14 protein-coding genes and 2 pseudogenes are annotated in these 19,438 nt (G+C 72.4%); 12 read left to right on the top strand and 4 right to left on the bottom strand.

Annotated features, from left to right (window positions below; all coding sequences use genetic code 11):
- Window positions 1–39: 39 nt before the first annotated feature.
- Together B9S58_RS38035 and B9S58_RS18225 are read left to right on the top strand one after the other, a co-directional pair.
- Window positions 40–216, top strand: coding sequence for a hypothetical protein (locus tag B9S58_RS38035; RefSeq protein ID WP_181009357.1), 177 nt, complete (start codon window positions 40–42; stop codon window positions 214–216).
- 53 nt (window positions 217–269) lie between these two features.
- Window positions 270–3,416, top strand: coding sequence for a helix-turn-helix transcriptional regulator (locus B9S58_RS18225; RefSeq protein WP_103533192.1), 3,147 nt, complete (start codon window positions 270–272; stop codon window positions 3,414–3,416).
- Between the two features lie 31 nt (window positions 3,417–3,447).
- On the opposite strand, the gene B9S58_RS18220 is transcribed toward B9S58_RS18225, so the two are convergent.
- The 3 genes from B9S58_RS18220 to B9S58_RS18210 all read right to left on the bottom strand — a co-directional run bounded on the left by B9S58_RS18220 (window position 3,448) and on the right by B9S58_RS18210 (window position 6,158).
- A complete protein-coding gene (locus B9S58_RS18220) occupies window positions 3,448–3,798 on the bottom strand; it encodes a DUF6191 domain-containing protein (protein ID WP_103533231.1) in 351 nt (116 codons plus the stop codon).
- A gap of 39 nt (window positions 3,799–3,837) precedes the next feature.
- Complete coding sequence (locus B9S58_RS18215) at window positions 3,838–5,049, bottom strand: sorbosone dehydrogenase family protein (protein ID WP_103533191.1); 1,212 nt, start codon at window positions 5,047–5,049, stop codon at window positions 3,838–3,840.
- Window positions 5,050–5,201: 152 nt separating this feature from the next.
- Window positions 5,202–6,158: an aldo/keto reductase gene (locus B9S58_RS18210; RefSeq protein ID WP_181009360.1), complete on the bottom strand. Its 957-nt coding sequence runs from the start codon at window positions 6,156–6,158 to the stop codon at window positions 5,202–5,204.
- 173 nt (window positions 6,159–6,331) lie between these two features.
- Here B9S58_RS18210 and B9S58_RS18205 point away from each other — a divergent pair, with 173 nt between their 5' ends.
- The 10 genes and pseudogenes from B9S58_RS18205 to B9S58_RS18160 all read left to right on the top strand — a co-directional run bounded on the left by B9S58_RS18205 (window position 6,332) and on the right by B9S58_RS18160 (window position 19,115).
- Entirely contained in the window at window positions 6,332–7,279 is a 948-nt protein-coding gene (locus tag B9S58_RS18205; RefSeq protein WP_103533189.1) for a 2-hydroxyacid dehydrogenase, read from the top strand.
- A 407-nt stretch (window positions 7,280–7,686) separates the two neighbouring features.
- Entirely contained in the window at window positions 7,687–10,509 is a 2,823-nt protein-coding gene (locus B9S58_RS18200; RefSeq protein WP_103533230.1) for a bifunctional diguanylate cyclase/phosphodiesterase, read from the top strand.
- A 218-nt stretch (window positions 10,510–10,727) separates the two neighbouring features.
- A complete protein-coding gene (locus tag B9S58_RS18195; RefSeq protein WP_103533188.1) occupies window positions 10,728–12,584 on the top strand; it encodes an acetolactate synthase large subunit in 1,857 nt (618 codons plus the stop codon).
- 22 nt (window positions 12,585–12,606) lie between these two features.
- A complete protein-coding gene (gene ilvN / locus B9S58_RS18190; RefSeq protein WP_103533187.1) occupies window positions 12,607–13,134 on the top strand; it encodes an acetolactate synthase small subunit in 528 nt (175 codons plus the stop codon).
- A gap of 109 nt (window positions 13,135–13,243) precedes the next feature.
- Complete coding sequence (ilvC, locus tag B9S58_RS18185; protein ID WP_103533186.1) at window positions 13,244–14,245, top strand: ketol-acid reductoisomerase; 1,002 nt, start codon at window positions 13,244–13,246, stop codon at window positions 14,243–14,245.
- 293 nt (window positions 14,246–14,538) lie between these two features.
- Complete coding sequence (gene serA, locus B9S58_RS18180) at window positions 14,539–16,131, top strand: phosphoglycerate dehydrogenase (RefSeq protein ID WP_103533185.1); 1,593 nt, start codon at window positions 14,539–14,541, stop codon at window positions 16,129–16,131.
- A gap of 234 nt (window positions 16,132–16,365) precedes the next feature.
- Window positions 16,366–16,959, top strand: a pseudogene (locus B9S58_RS39180) (hypothetical protein); the annotation flags it as partial.
- A 65-nt stretch (window positions 16,960–17,024) separates the two neighbouring features.
- Complete coding sequence (locus tag B9S58_RS18170; RefSeq protein ID WP_103533184.1) at window positions 17,025–17,723, top strand: hypothetical protein; 699 nt, start codon at window positions 17,025–17,027, stop codon at window positions 17,721–17,723.
- Window positions 17,720–18,250, top strand: a pseudogene (locus B9S58_RS18165) (hypothetical protein). Before B9S58_RS18170 ends, B9S58_RS18165 begins: the two are co-directional and overlap by 4 nt.
- Window positions 18,251–18,332: 82 nt before the next feature.
- Window positions 18,333–19,115 carry an isoprenyl transferase gene (locus B9S58_RS18160; protein WP_103533183.1) on the top strand — a complete coding sequence of 261 codons (783 nt, stop codon included), beginning with the start codon at window positions 18,333–18,335 and terminating at the stop codon, window positions 19,113–19,115.
- Between the two features lie 18 nt (window positions 19,116–19,133).
- Here the strand turns inward: B9S58_RS18160 and B9S58_RS18155 are convergent.
- Window positions 19,134–19,438: CdaR family transcriptional regulator (locus B9S58_RS18155; protein WP_146063527.1), on the bottom strand; the 305-nt coding region annotated here is incomplete at its 5' end.

Here is a 19,438-nt window from a genome sequence, read left to right as displayed (position 1 = left end):
TCCGGTCCGCTGCCACGACCAGGAACCAGGGGGAACGCCGTGTACGAGTACGAGCTCTACCGCTACATCTCCGCCGAGCTGATTCGCCGGGCCGACGCCGAGCGCGAGATCGGCCGGGCCCGCCTCGCCCGCCGGACCGCCCGCCGGACCGGACGCGGTGATCCCGAAGGGAAGGTGGTGGAGGCCGACCGCGCCCGCTTCGCCCCGGCCGCCTGACGGTGTCCCGGCCCGGGACGACCGCCGCGCCGGGACCGGACCGCGCCGGGAGCATGATCACCGTCCGCGAGAAGGGTCCCGCCGCCTCGTACGCGTATGCGATGCTCGGCGGCGTGGAGACCAGGTCAGTCAGCCCCGTGTTCGTCGGGCGCGCCGAGGAGCTCGCCTCGCTCATCGAGGCGCTCGGGCGGGCCGCGTCCGGCGCCCCCCAGGCGCTGCTGATCGGCGGAGAGGCGGGCGTCGGCAAGACCCGTCTGGTCGAGCAGTTCGTCACGGCGGCCGAGCGGCGTGACGCCGCGGTGGCCGTCGGGGCCTGCGTCGAGATCGGGGCCGACGGGCTGCCGTTCGCCCCTTTCCCGACCGCCCTGCGCGCCCTGCGCCGGGCCCTGCCCGAGGAGATGGCCGCCGCCTGCGCCGGACAGGAGGGCGAACTGGCCCGGCTCCTGCCCGAACTGGGCGAGGCCCACCGGGACGCCACCGACGAGCACAGCATCGCCCGCCTCTTCGAACTCACCGCACGACTGCTGGAACGGGTCTCCGCCGACCGTCCCGTCGTCCTGGTCCTGGAGGACCTGCACTGGGCGGACGCCTCCACCCGGCACCTGCTCGCCCATCTCTTCCGCACCCTCAGCAGCGGCCGCCTCATGGTCGTCGGCACCTACCGGGCCGACGACATTCACCGCCGCCACCCCCTGCGCCCGTTCCTCGCCGAGCTGGACCGGCTGCGCACCGTCACCCGCGTCGAACTCGACCGGTTCAGCCACGACGAGGTCGGCCGCCAGCTCGCCGGCATCCTCGCCGAGACCCCCGAGGCCGCACTCGTCGACGAGATCTTCGACCGCTCCGACGGCAACGCCTTCTTCGTCGAGGAGCTGGCCCGCTCCCTGGAGTGCTGCGGCGACAGCTCCGGGCTGACCGAATCGCTCCGCGACCTCCTGCTCGTCCGCGTGGAGGCGCTCCCCGAACACGCCCAGCGGATCGCCAGGACCGTCGCCGAGGGCGGCTCCTCCGTCGAACACGAACTGCTGGCCGCCGTCGCCGGACTCGGTGAGGACGACCTCGACGAGGCCCTGCGCGCCGCAGTCGGCGCCAACCTGCTGCAACCCGCACCCGACAACGACGGTTACCGCTACCGGCACTCCCTGGTCCGCGAGGCGGTCAGCGACGACCTGCTGCCCGGTGAACGCACCCGCGTCAACCGCCGGTACGCCGAAGCCCTGGAGGCCGACCCCACCCTCGTCCGGGACGACGAACGCGCCACCCGCCTCGCCAGCTACTGGTACGCGGCCCACGACGCCGCCAAGGCCCTGCCCGCCGTGCTCCGGGCCGCCGTCGAGGCCCGCCGCCGCTACGCCCACTCCGAGCAACTGAGACTGCTGGAGCGGGCGATGGAGCTCTGGGACGACGTTCCCGACGGGGTGCGCGCCACCCTGCGCCCCTTCGACTACGCGGAGGTCTACCCGGCCTCCGGCCGCGACCCGGAGACCGCGCCGCTGCGCTACCTGGACGTGATGGCCGAGGCCACCGTCGCCGCCCGCTTCGGCGGCGACCGCGAACGCGCCCTGGCCATCTCCAAGAAGGCCATGCGCGTCCTGGCCGCCGAGGCCGACCCGCTGCGCGAGGCCTGGTTCCGGGTGCAGCGCGCCAAGCTGATGCAGGGGCTCGACGAGGGGGACGGCTGGGAGGAGCTGGCCACCGCGCAGGAGCTGGTGCGCGGACTGCCGCCGTCCCCCGTGCAGGCCGACGTCCTGACCAACGTGGCCAGTTGGCGGGCGCTGCACCAGCCGGGCCCGCAGGCGCTCGCCGACAGCGACCGCGCGGTGGAGTACGCCCGGCTCGTCGGCGACGAGTACATCGAGCTGCACGCCCGCCTCACCCGGGGCTGGCTCACCGCGGACGCGGGCGGCGTCGAGGACGGCCTCGCCGAGATGTACGCGGTCCGGGACCGCGCCGAGAAGCTGCGACTGGTGCACCTCCTGGGCCGGGCCGGCATCAACCTGCCCTCCTCGCTCGAAGCGATGGGCCGCTCGCTGGAGGCTGTCGCCGCCGCCGACCACGGCATCGAGGTCTGCCACAGCCACGGCCTGGCCGACTCCGGCGCCTGGGTGTACGCCAACCAGGCGCAGTCCCTGTTCTCCCTCGGGCACTGGCCCCAGAGCGAGGCCGCCGCCGCGTCCGCCACCCGCCTCGCCCTGGCCCCCAAGGTGAAGGGCCTCGCCGCCCTCCGCCGTACCGAACTGGCCGTCGCCCGCGGGGACATCGCCGCGGGGGAGGAGCTGCTCGCCCTGGCCCGGACCCACTTCGGCCTGCGCGATCCGCAGCCGCAGCACCTGATCGCCCCGGTCCGGCAGGCCATGCTGCTGGCTGCCGCACAGGGCAGGCTCGCCGAGGCGCGGGCCGCGTTCGGGGAACTGGCCCGGCCCGGCTTCCCGCCCGGCACCCAGCGTTACGCCCTGCCGCTGCTCCAGACCGCCGCCATGATCGAGGCGGACGCCCGCGGGCTGCCCGCCGCCGAACCAGGCCGTCCGGAGCTGCTCGCCCTGATCCGCCGGTGCCTGAAGAACCTCCCGATGCTCGTCCCCGTGTGGGCGGCCCACGGCGCCTTCATCGACGCGGAGCTGGCCCGCGCGGAGGGCGTGGACACCCCCGGACACTGGGCCCGCGCCGCCGAGGCCTTCGGCCCGCTGAGCCGCCCCTACGAACTGGCCCTGGTCCACCGCCGTTGGGCGGAGTCCCTGCTCATCGCCCCCGGCGACCGGTCGACCGCCACCGTCCTGCTGCACCGTGCCCAGGAGGCCGCGCACCGGCTCGGCGCACGCCCGCTCGCCGATGCGGTCGAACAGTTGGCGGCCCGGGCCCGCATCACCCTGGACGGCTCCGGCGCGGCACCCGGTCACGACACGGGGATCCACCCGGCCGTCCTGACCGTCGTGCCCGCCGGAGAGGGCCCCGAGCGACCCGCCGAGGAGCAGGACCCCGCCATCGCCGCCGTCGCGTCCTTCGGGCTGACCCCGCGCGAGCAGGACGTGCACCGGCTGGTCGCGGCCGGGCACACCAATCGCAGGATCGCCGAGGAGCTGTTCATCTCGCCGAAGACCGCGAGCGTGCACGTCTCCAACATCCTGGCCAAGCTCGGCGTCTCCAGCCGGGGCGAGGCGGCCGCCCTCGCCCACCGACTCCGGCTCTACCCGGCCGCGTAGGGCGCCCTCCCGGGCGACCGGGCATCGGGCCCTACACCTCGTGCTCCTCGTCCGTGCGGCGCACCGGCCCGCGCACCGGCTTCCCGGGCCGGGGCCGGTCGAGCACGGCGTCCTGCTCGGGCGCGACCGGCCGCATGCGCCCGTTCCGAGGGGTCGGATCACCGTCCGACACCGGCGCACCCGCCGGTATCGGAGCACTGTTCGGGGCCGGATCACCGTCCGTGGCCGGGGCGCGGACAGTCACCTTTCCGGAGGTCAGATCTACCGGCCCCCGGTCCGGATCGCCGATGCCGAGATCCACCCGGCTCAGCTCCAGCCGCCTCTGCTCGTCGGTGGCGTGTCTGCGTCCCGGGGCGAAGAGCTCCTCGAAGAAGTTGAACACCGGCCGTGCTCCCTCCGACATGCCGCGCGGGCGGACCGGCTACCGCACTTCCACCTGGAGGATCCTGTCGTCCCCGGGCTTCTGCGTGCCCCGTCCGTCCGTGTTGCTGGTGACCAGCCACAGGCGGTCGCTCCCCGCACTCACCACAGTGCGCAGGCGGCCGTGCTTCTCATCCAGGAACGACTGGGGGTCCGCCAAAGGTTCCTCCGCCTTCTCGCCGGACAGCGGAATCCGCCACAGCCGCTCGCCGCGCAGCCCGGCCATCCAGATCGAGCCCTCCGCGTACGCGATCCCGCTGGGGGAGGCCTCGGAGGTCTTCCACTGCGCCACCGGGGCGATGAACCCGGCCTCGCCCTCCCGGCCCTCGGCCTCGGGCCAGCCGTAGTTGCCGCCGGGTTCGATCAGATTCAGCTCGTCCCAGGTGTTCTGGCCGAACTCGGCGGCCCACAGCCGCTTCCGGGCGTCCCAGGCGAGGCCCTGCACATTGCGGTGCCCGTACGAATACACCACCGAGTCCGCCTCCGGATTGCCGTGCACCGGCTCGCCGTCGGGGGTCATCCGCAGGATCTTGCCCGCCAGCGACTCCTTGTCCTGGGCCAGCCCGGTGTCCCCGGTCTCGCCCGTGCCCGCGTACAGCATCCTGTCCGGGCCGAACGCGATCCGGCCGCCGTTGTGGATGCTGCCCTTGGGGATACCGCGCAGGACGGTGTCCGGAGCCCCCAGCTGCCGTCCCGCCGGGCGCTTCTCGTCGTAACTCATGCGGACGATCCGGTTGTCGGACGTGGTGGTGAAGTAGGCGTACACCAGTTGGTCCGCGCCGAACGTGGAGGAGACGGCGAGCCCGAGCAGCCCGCCCTCGCCGGCCGGGGATACTCCGGGCACCGAGCCCAGCAGCGTCTGCTTCCCGTTCTCGCCGTCGATCCGGTGGACCGTGCCCTCGTCGCGCGAGGCGACCAGCAGATCGCCGCCCGGCAGCGCGGCGAGACCCCAGGGCGACTTCAGGCCCTCGGTCAGTGTCGAGACCACCTTCGCCGACCCCTTCGCGGGCGGCAGGCCTGCCGCCCGGCTCGGCGAGTCCGGGGGAGCGGAGTCCCCCGAAACGGTCGGGGAACCGGAGGGCCGCCCGGACGGACCGTCGTCCCCGTCGGCGGAACACGCGGCCGACAGCAGCAGGGCGGCCGACGCCAGCGCCGCCACCACCCCCCTGCGCATCGCCGGGGACTGCACAGGTCCGAACAGAGCACCACGCACGGAACCGATCCTTTCGACGCTTGCCCGACTACCTGCTCCCGCACCCTGTTCCTACACCTCGGCCGGTCCAGGAGTTCCCGATCCGCCCATTCTCCCGCCACACGGCCCGAGACGCCCGGTCCGCCGGACACGCCCGGCCGGACCCACCCCCGTCAGTCCCACGACTCGCGGGCGGCGGGCAGCCCGTCGATCTCCGCCAGGTCCCGGTCGTCCAGGACCACCCGCGCGGCCCCGGCGTTCTCCACCGCCCACCGCTCCCGCTTCGCCCCCGGCACCGGCACCACATGCGGACCCTGACGCAGCACCCACGCCAGCGCCACCTGGGCCACGGTCGCCCCGCGGCGCTCCGCGACCCGCCGCAGACCGGCCACCACCGGCTGGTTCGCAGCCATCACCTCCGCCGTGAACCGCGGATGCCTGGCCCGCAGATCCTCCGGCTCGAAGCCCTGGCCCGGCTTCAGTGTCCCGGTCAGATAGCCGCTGCCCAGCGGCATCGCGGCCAGCAGCCCGACCCCGCGCGCCACGCACCACGGCAGCAGCTCCGTCAGCGCCTCGCGCGACCACACCGACAGCTCCGCCTCGACGGCGCTGACCGGGAAGACCTGCTGGATCCGCTCCAGTTGCCGGATCGTTCCCTCATGCGGCCCCGCACCCGACCGCCGTGGCGCCCGCGCCCCCACCGCGCACAGCCCGAGCGAACGCACCTTGCCCGCGGTGACCAGCTCCGCCATCGCACCCCAGGTCTCCTCCACCGGCACCTCCGGGTCGGCCCGGTGCAGTTGGTACAGGTCGATCACATCGGTCTGGAGCCGTCGCAGCGAAGCGTCGCAGGCCCGCCGGACGTACCCGGGCCGGCCGTTGGCGACGATGTGCTGATCGCCCACCAGCAGACCGCCCTTCGTGGAGACGAACGCCTCCTGCCGGCGGCCCTTCAACGCCCGCCCCACCAGCAGCTCGTTGGTGAACGGCCCGTACATGTCCGCGGTGTCGAGCAGCCGGACTCCCGCGTCCAGCGCCGCGTGCACCGTCCGCACCGAACGGTCACCGAGCCGCTGCGACGCGCTGTACCCCCAGCTCATCGGCATGCAGCCCAGCCCGACCGCACCCACGGCAAGCCCCGCCGCCCCGATAGTCCTGCACTCCAACTCCCCGAACCCCTCTCAGGACCTTCCGTTTGCGCGGTCACGGGGCCGCACCGCACCCAAAAGTAACCTCTGGCTTCTCCAGGCCCCCGCGCAGCCGTCCTGGAGCGCTCGCACACCCGTCGCATAGCCTCCTGACCATGACTGCGACGACTGCCGACGTGTGGCTGCCCTTCCCGGCCGAGGAGATCGACGGACTCCCCGAGAGCTTCAACTACCTCTTCTGGGAAGGCGAACCGGACTATCCCGGAGATCCGGCCGACTGCGCCTACTACGTCGTGCCCTACATGAAGGGCCCCGAGGTCGCGGTGCGCCCGCTCGCAGCGATGGGGGCCGTCCAGGTGGTGCAGACGCTCTCCGCCGGCATCGACCACGTGGAGCCGGGCCTCGGCCTGCTGCCCGCGGGGGTGCGGCTCTGCAACGCCAAGGGCGTGCACGAGGCGTCCACCGCCGAGCTGACGCTCACCCTGATCCTCGCCTCCCTGCGCGGTGTCCCCGGGTTCGTCCACGGCCAGGACAAGGGGGAGTGGCGGTCCGGCTTCTACCCCGCGCTCGCCGACAAGTCCGTCCTCATCGTGGGGTACGGCTCCATCGGCTCGGCCATCGAGGACCGGCTCGTCCCGTTCGAGTGCGCGCGGGTGGCGCGCGTCGCGCGCTCCGCACGGACCACCGCACGCGGTCCCGTACAGACGCTCGACGATCTGCCCGCCCTGCTGCCCGAGGCCGACGTCGTGATCCTCTCCACCCCGCTGAACCCGTCCACGCAGGGGCTGGTGGACGCCGACTTCCTCGCCGCGATGCCCGACGGCGCCCTCCTCGTCAACGTCGCCCGCGGCGGAGTCGTCGACACCAAGGCCCTGTTGTCCGAACTCGAGTCCGGACGGTTGCGGGCCGCGCTCGATGTGACCGACCCGGAACCCCTGCCCGCGGGCCATCCTCTCTGGCATGCTCCGAATGTCTTGATCACGCCTCATGTGGGCGGCAGCGCCTCGGCGTTCGAACCGCGCGCCAAGCGGCTGCTGGCCGCACAGCTCACCCGGTTCGCCGCCGGAGAGCCGGTGCGCAACGTCGTGGCCACCACCGGCTGACCCGTCGCGGCGGCCACGCTACGGGGCGGTCCGGATGCACGCAGTGCCGCCCACCTCGCCTTTCGTCACGGAGCGTAGAGAATCTATGGCCCTGAGTGACGGATCTGGTGTATCGTCCGATCCGGGGGCTGCGCCGTGGAAGGGGTGGCGCGGGGGGAGCATCGGAACGCGAGGGGGCGACGGGCGATGTGCTGGCCGTGGAGAGACGATCCGACGCGGACGAGCGGACGGTTGCGGCCGCCCGCGCCGATGGACCACAGTGCCCGCGGATGGCCGGATCCCTGCCCCGAACCGGCATCGCCGGAGCGGTCGCGGCCGGGCCGGAGCGAGCGGTGCCGGACGGACCCCGCGGGGTGCCGGGCGCCCGGGAGCATGTGCCCGGGGGATCCGGGGCGGGGGGCCCTCCGGTGAGCGCGCTGGGAGCCCTGCTCGCCCCGCGGTCCTCCTCCGGTTCCACCGGGATGCGGTCCCGGATCCTGCTCGGCTTCGTCTGCGCGGGGTATTCGGTGGGTGCCGCCGTCGGCTGGGGTTCGCCACAGGTCGCCGTCTTCATGGGGGACTTCGGCCTCGCCGCAGCGGCGCTGATCGCCGCGGTCTCCTGTTTCCTCTACGCGCGGGCGGGCGCGGGCCGGCTGCGGCCCGCATGGCTGCTGTTCTCGCTCTCCTCCGCCATGGCGGCCTGCGGAAACGCCGTCTGGGGCTGGTACGAGGTGATCCTCGGCGTCCCCGTGCCCACCCCCTCCCTCGCCGACGTCTTCTTCCTCTGCTTCGCGCCGCCCGCCATCGTGGGGCTGCTCGTGCTCGCCAAACGCCCCGTCACCCGCGCCGGCTGGGTGTGCCTGGCCCTGGACGCCTGGCTGATCGGCGGTTCCCTGTTGACGCTGGCCTGGAGCCTCGCCCTCGCGCACACCGCACGGCTGGCGGGCTTCCAGGACGCCAGCGTCGCGCCCGCGGCCCTCTCGCTGGCCTACCCGCTGCTCGACATCGTGCTCGTCTCGATGGTGCTCGCCCTGCACTTCCGCCGGGCCGGAGTGAACCGCTCCGCGGTCAACACCGCCATCGCGGCCCTGGCGCTCACCGTGCTGAGCGACGCGGTGTTCACCTCGCCGCTGCTGCGCTCCACCTACCACTCGGGCCAACTCCTGGACGCCGGCTGGTTCGCCGGGTCGCTGCTCCTCGCCTACGCCCCCTGGGGCGCCCGGCGCGCGGCCCGGCCGACCGGCCGGCCCGGGCCCCCGAGGGCCATCGCCAGCCGCCCGATCGCCGGCTCCCTGGCCGCCCTGACCCCGTACCTCGCCGCCGCCGTCTGCACCCTGGGCATCCTGTACAACGTGGTCGACGGCCGCCGGGTGGACCGGGTCGTCATCTTCACCGGCTGCACCGTCGTCCTCGCGCTGGTCGTCCGGCAGGGCATCATGCTCCTCGACAACATCTCCCTCACCCAGGAGCTGGCCCAGAAGGAGAACCACTTCCGCTCCCTGGTGCAGGGATCCAGCGACGTCATCATGATCGCCGCGCCCAACGGCACCCTGCGCTACGTCAGCCCCGCCGCCGCCGGGGTCTACGGGCGCGAGGCGGAGGACCTCGTCGGTTCCGAGCTGTCCTCGATCATCCACCCCGACGACCTCGGACGGGTCGTCCACGAGCTGCGGCGCTTCCTCGCCGCCCCGCCGCACGAGGAGCCCACCACCCGCATCGAGTGCCGCTTCCGCTCGGGCGCGGGCGACTGGCTCAACGTCGAGTCCACTGTCAACCGCCACCAGGGCGGCCTCCTCCTCAACAGCCGGGACGTCACCGAACGGGTCAGGCTCCAGGCCCAGTTGCAGCACAACGCCGAGCACGACCCGCTCACCGACCTGCCCAACCGGGCCCTGTTCACCGCCCGGGTCCGCCAGGCGCTCGGCGGCCGCCGCTCGGGCGACCCCGGCACCGCCGTCCTCTTCATCGACCTCGACGGCTTCAAGGCCGTCAACGACACCATCGGCCATCAGGCGGGCGACGAACTGCTCGTCCAGGCCGGCCGCCGCCTCCAGGACTCCGTCCGGGCCGGCGACACCGCCGCCCGGCTCGGCGGCGACGAGTTCGCCGCGCTCATCATGGGCGACGGCACCCGCGACCAGGGCGCCCGGGAGTACCAGGTCCACGAGATCGCCGACCGGCTGCGCCTCACCCTCTCCCAGCCCTACCGGATCGGCCCCAGCGAGGTCAGGGTGGCCGCCTCCATCGGCGTGGCCTTCGCCGAGCCCGCCATCACCCCCACCGACCTCATGCGCAACGCGGACCTCGCGATGTACCGCGCCAAGGCCGGCGGCAAGGACCGGGTCGAGCTGTACGCCCCGCAGATGCAGGCCGACGTCGTACGCCGCTCCGAACTGGCCACCCGGCTGCGCACCGCCCTGCGCGACGGCGAGTTCGCCCTGCTCCACCAGCCCGTCGTCCACCTCGCCAGCGGCTCCGTCGCCGCCGTCGCCGCCCAGGCCCGCTGGCGCTCCGCCCAGGGCATCCTGTTCACTCCCGCCGAGTTCCTCCGGGTCGCGGGCGACGACGACCGCACCGCCGAGCTCGGCCGCTGGCTCCTGGAGGAGGCGGTGGCCCAGGCCGCCGACCGGGCCAGGGCCGGGCATCCCGTCTCCGTCTCCGTCCGGCTCTCCGCCGCCCGGCTGCTGGACGCGGGCCCGCCCCCCGGCTCCGTCGAGGCGCTGCTGACCCGCCACGGCCTGCCCTCGGGCGCCCTGATGATCGAGGTCGCCGACAGCGACCCGAGGGTCTCCTTCGACGCCCTGGAGCAGCGCCTCGTGGCCCTGCGCCGGCTCGGCGTACGGATCGCGCTCGACGGCTTCGGCAGCGGCTTCGCGGCGATCAACGCGCTGCGCCGGCTCCCCATCGACGTACTGAAGCTCGACCGGAATCTGGTCGAGGGCGTGGTCGAATCGGCCAGGCTGCACAAGATCACCAGTGGTCTCCTGCGGATCGCCTGCGACCTCGGCCTCCAGTCCGTCGCCGACGGCGTCGACGTCCCCGAGCAGGTCCTCGCGCTGCGCGCCATGGGGTGCACCCACGGCCAGGGGATGGCCTTCTCCGGCCCGCTCGACGAGTACCGGCTGCGCCGCGCCCTGGTCCGCGGAGAGTTCCCCGTACCGGGCATTCCGAGTCCCCGGCCGGCGATGGCGGGCGGCTCGATCCCGCTGCTCACCGGATCACATGCTGAGACGCCCGTCCCACCTACTTGACACGTCATGCGTGCCGGAGAGAGGGTCAATGCCATGCGCACCCGAATTCTCGTACTTGGAAAGCGCGTCGGCTGAAGCAGAGTCACTCCACGACACTCTGCTGACCGCACCCGACGCGCTCCCCTCGCTTGCCTCACGGCACGAGGGGTTTTTTGTTGCACCAACACCTCTCAAAACGCTGTAAAACACCCGCGAAAACCCTCAGCTTCGAGAAGAGAATGCCGATGACCGAGCAGGCCACCGGGGCCCACCACCCGCAGCCGCGCGCCCGTAACGGCGGACAGCCGTCCGTCGCCGTTGAGCACGTCACGGGCGCGCAGTCCCTCATCCGTTCTCTCGAGGAAGTCGGCGCCGACACGGTATTCGGCATTCCCGGCGGCGCGATCCTCCCCGCCTACGACCCGATGATGGACTCCACCCGGGTCCGCCACGTCCTGGTCCGCCACGAGCAGGGCGCCGGCCACGCCGCCACCGGGTACGCGCAGGCCACCGGCAGGGTCGGCGTCTGCATGGCCACCTCCGGCCCCGGCGCCACCAACCTGGTCACCCCGATCGCCGACGCGCACATGGACTCCGTGCCGCTCGTCGCGATCACCGGCCAGGTCGCCTCCAAGGCGATCGGCACCGACGCCTTCCAGGAAGCCGACATCTGCGGCATCACGATGCCGATCACCAAGCACAACTTCCTGGTCACCAAGGCCGAGGACATCCCGCACACCATCGCCGAGGCCTTCCACATCGCCTCCACCGGCCGCCCCGGACCGGTCCTCGTCGACATCGCCAAGGACGCCCTCCAGGCCCGGACCACCTTCAGCTGGCCGCCCACCCAGGACCTGCCCGGCTACCGCCCTGTGACCAAGCCGCACGCCAAGCAGATCCGCGAGGCCGCGAAGCTGATCACCCAGGCCAGGCGCCCCGTGCTGTACGTCGGCGGCGGCGTCCTGAAGGCCGGCGCCACCGCCGAGCTGAAAGTCCTCGCGGAGCTGACCGGAGCGCCCGTCACCACCACCCTGATGGCGCTCGGCGCCTTCCCCGACAGCCACCCGCTGCACGTGGGAATGCCGGGCATGCACGGTGCGGTCACCGCCGTCACCGCGCTGCAGAAGGCCGACCTGATCGTCGCCCTCGGAGCCCGCTTCGACGACCGCGTCACCGGCAAGCTGGACAGCTTCGCCCCGTACGCCAAGATCGTCCACGCCGACATCGACCCGGCCGAGATCGGCAAGAACCGCATCGCGGACGTCCCGATCGTCGGCGATGCCCGCGAGGTCCTGGCCGACCTGGTCCAGGCCGTCCAGGCCGAGCACACCGACGGCCGCACGGGCGACTACACCGCGTGGTGGAAGGACCTCAACCGCTGGCGCGACACCTACCCGCTCGGCTACGACCTGCCCGAGGACGGCAGCCTCTCCCCGCAGCAGGTCATCCAGCGCATCGGCAAGCTCGCCCCCGAGGGCACGATCTTCGCGGCGGGCGTCGGCCAGCACCAGATGTGGGCCTCCCACTTCATCGACTACGAGCAGCCCGCCACCTGGCTCAACAGCGGCGGCGCCGGGACGATGGGCTACGCGGTCCCGGCCGCGATGGGCGCCAAGGCCGGCATGCCCGACCGCACGGTCTGGGCGATCGACGGCGACGGCTGCTTCCAGATGACCAACCAGGAACTGACCACCTGTGCGCTCAACAACATCCCGATCAAGGTCGCCGTCATCAACAACGGCGCCCTCGGGATGGTCCGCCAGTGGCAGACCCTCTTCTACAACCAGCGCTACTCCAACACCGTGCTGCACTCCGGCGCGGACACGGACGGCGTCCCGGCCAAGGGCACCCGCGTCCCGGACTTCGTCAAGCTGTCCGAGGCCATGGGCTGCTACGCCATCCGCTGCGAGGACCCGGCCGACCTGGACAAGGTCATCGAAGAGGCCAACTCCATCAACGACCGCCCCGTCGTGGTCGACTTCATCGTCCACGAGGACGCCATGGTCTGGCCGATGGTCGCCGCCGGCACCTCCAACGACGAGGTCCAGGCCGCCCGCGGCGTCCGTCCCGACTTCGGCGACAACGAAGACGACTGAGAGACAGAGAGAGAACGACTCCATGTCCGAAAAGCACACGCTCTCCGTCCTGGTCGAGAACAAGCCCGGTGTCCTCGCCCGGATCACCGCCCTGTTCTCCCGACGCGGCTTCAACATCGACTCGCTCGCGGTCGGTACCACCGAGCACCCCGACATCTCCCGCATCACCATCGTCGTGAATGTCGAGGGTCTGCCCCTGGAGCAGGTGACCAAGCAGCTCAACAAGCTGGTCAACGTCCTGAAGATCGTCGAACTCGAGTCCGCCGCTGCGATCCAGCGGGAGCTCGTCCTGGTGAAGGTCCGCGCCGACAGCGAGACCCGCTCCCAGATCGTCGAGATCGTCCAGCTGTTCCGCGCCAAGACCGTCGACGTCTCCCCGGAGGCCGTCACGATCGAGGCCACCGGAGGGGCCGACAAGCTGGAGGCGATGCTCAAGATGCTGGAGCAGTACGGCATCAAGGAGCTCGTCCAGTCCGGCACCATCGCCATAGGGCGCGGCGCGCGCTCGATCACCGACCGGTCCCTGCGCGCCCTCGACCGTTCCGCCTAGCCGGTATGCGAGCGGCGCCTGCGCCGCTCGCATGGCGAGACCCGACAACGCAACGACGCACCCCGCCGTACGGTGGGACGCAACACCTGCACACCAAGGAGAAGACCCAGTGGCCGAGCTGTTCTACGACGACGATGCCGACCTGTCCATCATCCAGGGCCGCAAGGTCGCGGTTCTCGGTTACGGCAGCCAGGGCCACGCCCACGCGCTGTCGCTCCGTGACTCCGGCGTCGACGTCCGCGTGGGTCTGCACGAGGGCTCGAAGTCCAAGGCCAAGGCCGAGGAGCAGGGCCTGCGCGTGGTGACCCCGGCCGAGGCCGCCGCCGAGGCCGACGTCATCATGATCCTCGTCCCGGACCCGATCCAGGCCCAGGTCTACGAGGAGTCCGTCAAGGACAACCTCAAGGACGGCGACGCGCTGTTCTTCGGCCACGGTCTGAACGTCCGCTTCGGCTTCATCAAGCCGCCGGCCGGTGTCGACGTCTGCATGGTCGCCCCCAAGGGCCCCGGCCACCTGGTCCGCCGCCAGTACGAGGAGGGCCGCGGCGTTCCCTGCATCGTGGCCGTCGAGCAGGACGCCTCGGGCAAGGGCCTGGCGCTCGCTCTGTCGTACGCCAAGGGCATCGGCGGCACCCGCGCCGGCGTCATCAAGACGACCTTCACCGAGGAGACCGAGACCGACCTGTTCGGTGAGCAGGCCGTCCTCTGCGGTGGCACCGCCGCCCTGGTCAAGGCCGGTTTCGAGACGCTGACCGAGGCCGGCTACCAGCCCGAGATCGCGTACTTCGAGTGCCTGCACGAGCTGAAGCTCATCGTCGACCTCATGTACGAGGGCGGCCTGGAGAAGATGCGCTGGTCCATCTCGGAGACCGCCGAGTGGGGCGACTACGTCACCGGCCCCCGCATCATCACGGCCGACACCAAGGCCGAGATGAAGAAGGTTCTCACCGAGATCCAGGACGGCACCTTCGCCAAGGCCTGGATGGCGGAGTACCACAACGGTCTGCCCAAGTACAACGAGTACAAGAAGGCCGACAGCGACCACCTGCTGGAGACCACGGGCCGTGAGCTGCGCAAGCTCATGAGCTGGGTGAACGACGAAGAGGCCTAGGCCTCGGGGGAGCGGGACGGGGCCTCGACGGCCCCGCCCCGCTCCGCAGTACCTGTCGAAAGCCGCTCCGTACGGGCGTACCGGAGGGGCCGTTCCGTACGGGTGTGCACGACGTCCACCCTCGTGCGGGTGATCCTTCCACCGGGGCGCAGTAAGTGGCCCGTCGCAGGACTACACTTCTCAACACATACACGCGTCAGGGCCCACAGTGTCGTGCGTCTACCACGCGGCTAGCCCCTCCACCGCCTGCGGCCGTCGGGACGGCCGTCCGCACTGGACTTGTGAGGACTCACGTGAGCTCGAAACCTGTCGTACTCATCGCTGAAGAGCTGTCGCCCGCAACGGTCGACGCTCTGGGTCCGGATTTCGAGATCCGGCACTGCAACGGCGCGGACCGCGCCGAGCTGCTCCCCGCGATCGCCGACGTCGACGCCATCCTGGTGCGCTCCGCCACCAAGGTCGACGCAGAGGCCGTCGCCGCCGCCAAGAAGCTCCGGGTCGTGGCCCGCGCGGGCGTCGGTCTGGACAACGTCGACGTCTCCTCCGCCACCAAGGCCGGCGTGATGGTCGTCAACGCCCCGACCTCGAACATCGTCACCGCCGCCGAGCTGGCCTGCGGCCTGCTGGTGGCCACCGCGCGCAACATCCCGCAGGCCAACACCGCGCTCAAGAACGGCGAGTGGAAGCGCTCCAAGTACACCGGGGTCGAGCTCAGCGAGAAGGTCCTCGGCGTCGTCGGTCTCGGCCGCATCGGCGTCCTGGTCGCCCAGCGCATGTCGGCCTTCGGCATGAAGATCGTCGCCTACGACCCCTACGTCCAGCCGGCCCGCGCCGCGCAGATGGGCGTCAAACTCCTCAGCCTGGACGAGCTGCTGGAGGTCGCCGACTTCATCACGGTGCACCTGCCCAAGACCCCCGAGACCCTCGGTCTGATCGGTGACGAGGCGCTGCACAAGGTGAAGCCCTCGGTGCGCATCGTCAACGCCGCGCGCGGCGGGATCGTCGACGAGGAGGCGCTGTACTCCGCGCTCAAGGAGGGCCGCGTCGCGGGCGCCGGCCTCGATGTGTACGCGAAGGAGCCCTGCACGGACTCCCCGCTGTTCCAGTTCGACCAGGTCGTCTGCACCCCGCACCTCGGCGCCTCCACCGACGAGGCGCAGGAGAAGGCGGGCATCGCGGTCGCCAAGTCCGTCCGCCTCGCGCTCGCCGGCGAGCTGGTCCCGGACGCGGTCAACGTCCAGGGCGGCGTCATCGCCGAGGACGTGCGCCCCGGTCTGCCGCTCGCGGAGAAGCTCGGCCGGATCTTCACCGCGCTCGCGGGCGAGGTCGCGGCCCGGCTCGACGTCGAGGTGTACGGCGAGATCACCCAGCACGACGTCAAGGTGCTGGAGCTCTCCGCGCTCAAGGGCGTCTTCGAGGATGTCGTCGACGAGACCGTCAGCTACGTCAACGCCCCGCTGTTCGCGCAGGAGCGCGGTGTCGAGGTCCGCCTCACCACGAGCTCCGAGTCGCCCGACCACCGCAACGTGGTCACCGTGCGCGGCACGCTCTCCGACGGCCAGGAGGTCGCGGTCTCCGGCACGCTGGCGGGTCCGAAGAACCTCCAGAAGATCGTCGCCATCGGCGAGCACGACGTCGATCTGGCGCTCGCCGACCACATGGTCGTCCTGCGCTACCAGGACCGTCCCGGTGTGGTCGGCGCGGTCGGCAAGATCCTCGGCGAGGGCGGGCTGAACATCGCGGGCATGCAGGTGTCCCGGGCCGCCGTGGGCGGCGAGGCGCTCGTCGTCCTCACCGTCGACGACACCGTCCCGCAGTCGGTGCTGACCGAGATCGCCGAGGAGATCGGCGCGTCCTCGGCCCGCTCGGTGAACCTCGCCGACTGATGCCGGCACGTTGGTGAAGCTCGCCGACTGACGCTCACGCACAGCCGCACGCCCCCGCTCCGTACCCGGTAGCAGGCCCGCTCGTTCCGTACGAGCGGCCCCGCCGCCGGGTACGTTGCTTTTCCGCGTCCCGGGCAACCCGCCCAGGTGGGCCCGGGGTCGGGTCCTGGGGCCCACGAAGCGAGCGGGTCCCCGACCCTGGGGTGACCGGTTGTCATGTCACTCATGGGCGTCGGGGGCGCCTACGGCCGTTCGACGACCACGGGCGGCGTCACCGGAGGGTCTACGGACGGGGCCGCCGGCGGTGACGCCACCGGCGGTACGGGAGGTACAGGCTCCACCGGAGACCCGGGCGGCACCGGAGGTACCGAGGGCTCGGGAAGCACCGATGGCTCGACCACGACCGGCAGCGGCACGGAAGACCCCGACGACATCGGCCGCCCCGGCACCGGTGAGGACACCTTCCCCGAGGACAACGAGGAGCCCGAGGCCGCCTACGACGTACAGGCGTCCGACGACGGTGAGGGCGAGGGAGGCGGCGAGCAGGCCGAGGAGCGGGAGGACTGCGGCGGCTGGGGCTTCTTCGGCTGCGTCTGGGACCGTACGACGCAGGTTGCCAAGGGCCTCGTGGTCGACGGGATCCGGGGCGACATCACCGGGATCATCGACCTGTTCAAGCCGGAGACCTGGTCGGGCCTCGCCGACTACGGCAAGCAGCTCGGCGACCAGTGGATGAGGGACTCCTCGGGCGTGGGCGACATGTGGGCGGACGCCGACTTCCCGGACGCGATCCGGGACTGGGGCAAGGCGTCCGTCGGCCGCGTGGTGATCCCGGCCGCCGCCCGGCCGGGAGAGCCGCGTGCAGCGGGCCGGCCGACGGAGGAGAGACGGGCATGCGACGTGTGGTGCGGGGTTTCTGGGGCCCCCGGACGGAGTCGGCCGAGGCGCTGGCCGACCGGTGGCGGCGGACCCTCGACGGGCTCGCCGAGCTGGTCCCGCAGGCGGCCGACGTCTGGAGCCAGGTCCACGGCAACGGCCCCGCCACCGCCTTCACCGCCGACAGGAACACCCTGCTCGGTGTGGTCCGCACCGCCCGGAGCGCGGCCGACTGGTCGGACCTCACCGGCACGGGGTTGCGGCTCGTCGGCACCGGGGCGCGCGGCTGGGAGGCGGAGGTCAGCGGACTGGCCGAGGGAGCACCGGAGTTCCTGCTCCAGTCGCTCGCGATCGTCCTGCACGCTCCGGACGGGGCCGTGGTCCCCGAGGAGGCGCTCCTGTCCCTCGTCGCCCGGGTGTGGGAACCGGACTTCGGCGATGTGAGCGACGACGACGTGCTGGACGCGCTGGAGGACGACGCCGGGTACGCCGTCGGTGACCCGGTGGTCGGCCGGACCGGCTACCTCTCCCCGGCCCGCGCCGCCCTCGTCCCCGACGACCTGGGGGCGGTCCGTGAACCCCATCCCGGCGGCGGGGAGTTGCTGAGCATCGCGGCTCCGGGCGACAGTGCGACGGTGGTCCGGGTGTACGGGCGGCTGCGCGAGGCAGGGGCGCTGGCCCCGCTGCCCCGTCCGATGGACCGGGCGGTCCTGTGACCTGCCGGGCGGGCGAGACCTTCGACGCGGAGCGCACGGCGGCCGAGGTGACCGGGCTCCTCACCGCTCCCGTACCGGCCGTGGGCCCCACCGCCGCCGGCGGCGACCCGGACACCGGCGAGTGGACGGCCACCGTCGGGGCGGGCTTCCGGATCGTGCCGCTCCGGGAGGGCCACTCCCTCACCGGGGTGTACGCCCCCGAGTGGAACGACGCCGTGGAGGCCGCCGAGGGCCATCTGGCGGTGCTGGCAGGAGTGTTGGACGGCCGGCTGGGGCCCGCACCGGCCGGTGCGGCTGCACGTGGCGCCGCTGCGGTGGGAGGCCGGGGCGCCCGTGGAGCCGCTGTTCGAGGCGCTGTTCGCCGCGGATCTGTACGGAGACCTGGTGGTCTGGGACCCGGTCGTCCCCGGTGGCCGGTGGATCGCCCTGGCCGTGGGGCACAGCGACGGGACGCGCCGCTGGTGCCGGCCGCCCTGGTCGGTGACGGTCCGGTCACCGAACCGGAGGACGGGGACGGGCCGTTGTGAGGCCCGCTCGGACCCGGTCCGAGGTGGCCGGAGCCGCTGATAAGGTCCTTCGACATCAGCCGTCCCGTGATGGAGAGGGTTCATGAAGCTGCTCCCCCTGTTCCTCCGGCGGCCGATCGAAGCGGTGTACGAGCGTCGGCTCGCCGCCACCCTGGTGGGCCTGCCGCGCCCCCAGCACGTCGGGATCATGGTCGACGGCAACCGGCGCTGGGCCCGGCAGGCCGGGCACGCGGACGTCCGGGAGGGCTACCGGGCGGGCGGCGCCAAGGTGACCACGTTCCTGGGCTGGTGCACGGCCGCCGGGATCGAGCACGTGACCCTCTTCATGCTCTCCGACGACAACCTGGGCCGCCCCGCCGAGGAGCTCGGCCCGCTGATCGAGGTCATCGAGGAGACCGTCCGGGACATCACCGCCGAGGGCCGGGACTGGGAGGTCCGGGCGATCGGCTCGCTCGACATGCTGCCCGGCGCCAGCGCCCGGGTGTTCAAGGAGGCCACCGCCGCCACGACCGGGCGCGGCGGCCTCAAGGTGGACGTGGCGGTCGGCTACGGCGGCCGGCGCGAGATCGTCGACGCCGTGAAGAGCGCCTTCGAGGAGCACATCGCGGCCGGCGGTGATCCGGCCGAACTGGTCGCCCGGTTCGGGATCGACGACATCTCCCGGCACCTCTACTCACCCGTGGCCGACCACACCGACTTCATCATCCGCACCTCCGGGGAGCAGCGGCTGTCCGGCTTTCTGCTCTGGCAGTCCGCGTACGCCGAGATGCACTGGGTGGACTGCTACTGGCCGGCCTTCCGGCACGTGGACTTCCTGCGCGCGCTGCGCTCGTACGCGAACCGGGAACGCCGCTTCGGCAAGTGACGGGCCCGCGGAGCGCCCCTACAACCGGGCCCGCTTCACCGCCATGTGCAGCAGCAGCCGGTCCTCGCCGTCGTTCAGGTCCAGGCCGGTGATCTGCTGGATGCGGGAGAGCCGGTAGTACAGCGTCTGGCGGTGGATGCCCAGGGCGGCGGCCGTCCGGCTCGCCTGGCCCGCGCAGTCCAGGAACACCTCGGCGGTGTGCGCCAGCTCCCGGTGCAGTGGGGTCAGCAGCGAGGCGACCGCCGGGTCCCCGGGGTCGTCGCCGGTGCCCGGGAGGGCGGTCAGCAGGCGGTACGGGCCGATCGCCGACCACCGGGCGACCG

The sequence above is a fragment of the Streptomyces sp. SM11 genome, from assembly GCF_002910905.1.
In the GTDB taxonomy this organism is placed as follows: domain Bacteria; phylum Actinomycetota; class Actinomycetes; order Streptomycetales; family Streptomycetaceae; genus Streptomyces.
Note: the sequence above shows the minus strand (reverse complement) of the source record. Positions and strands in the feature narration are given on the sequence as shown.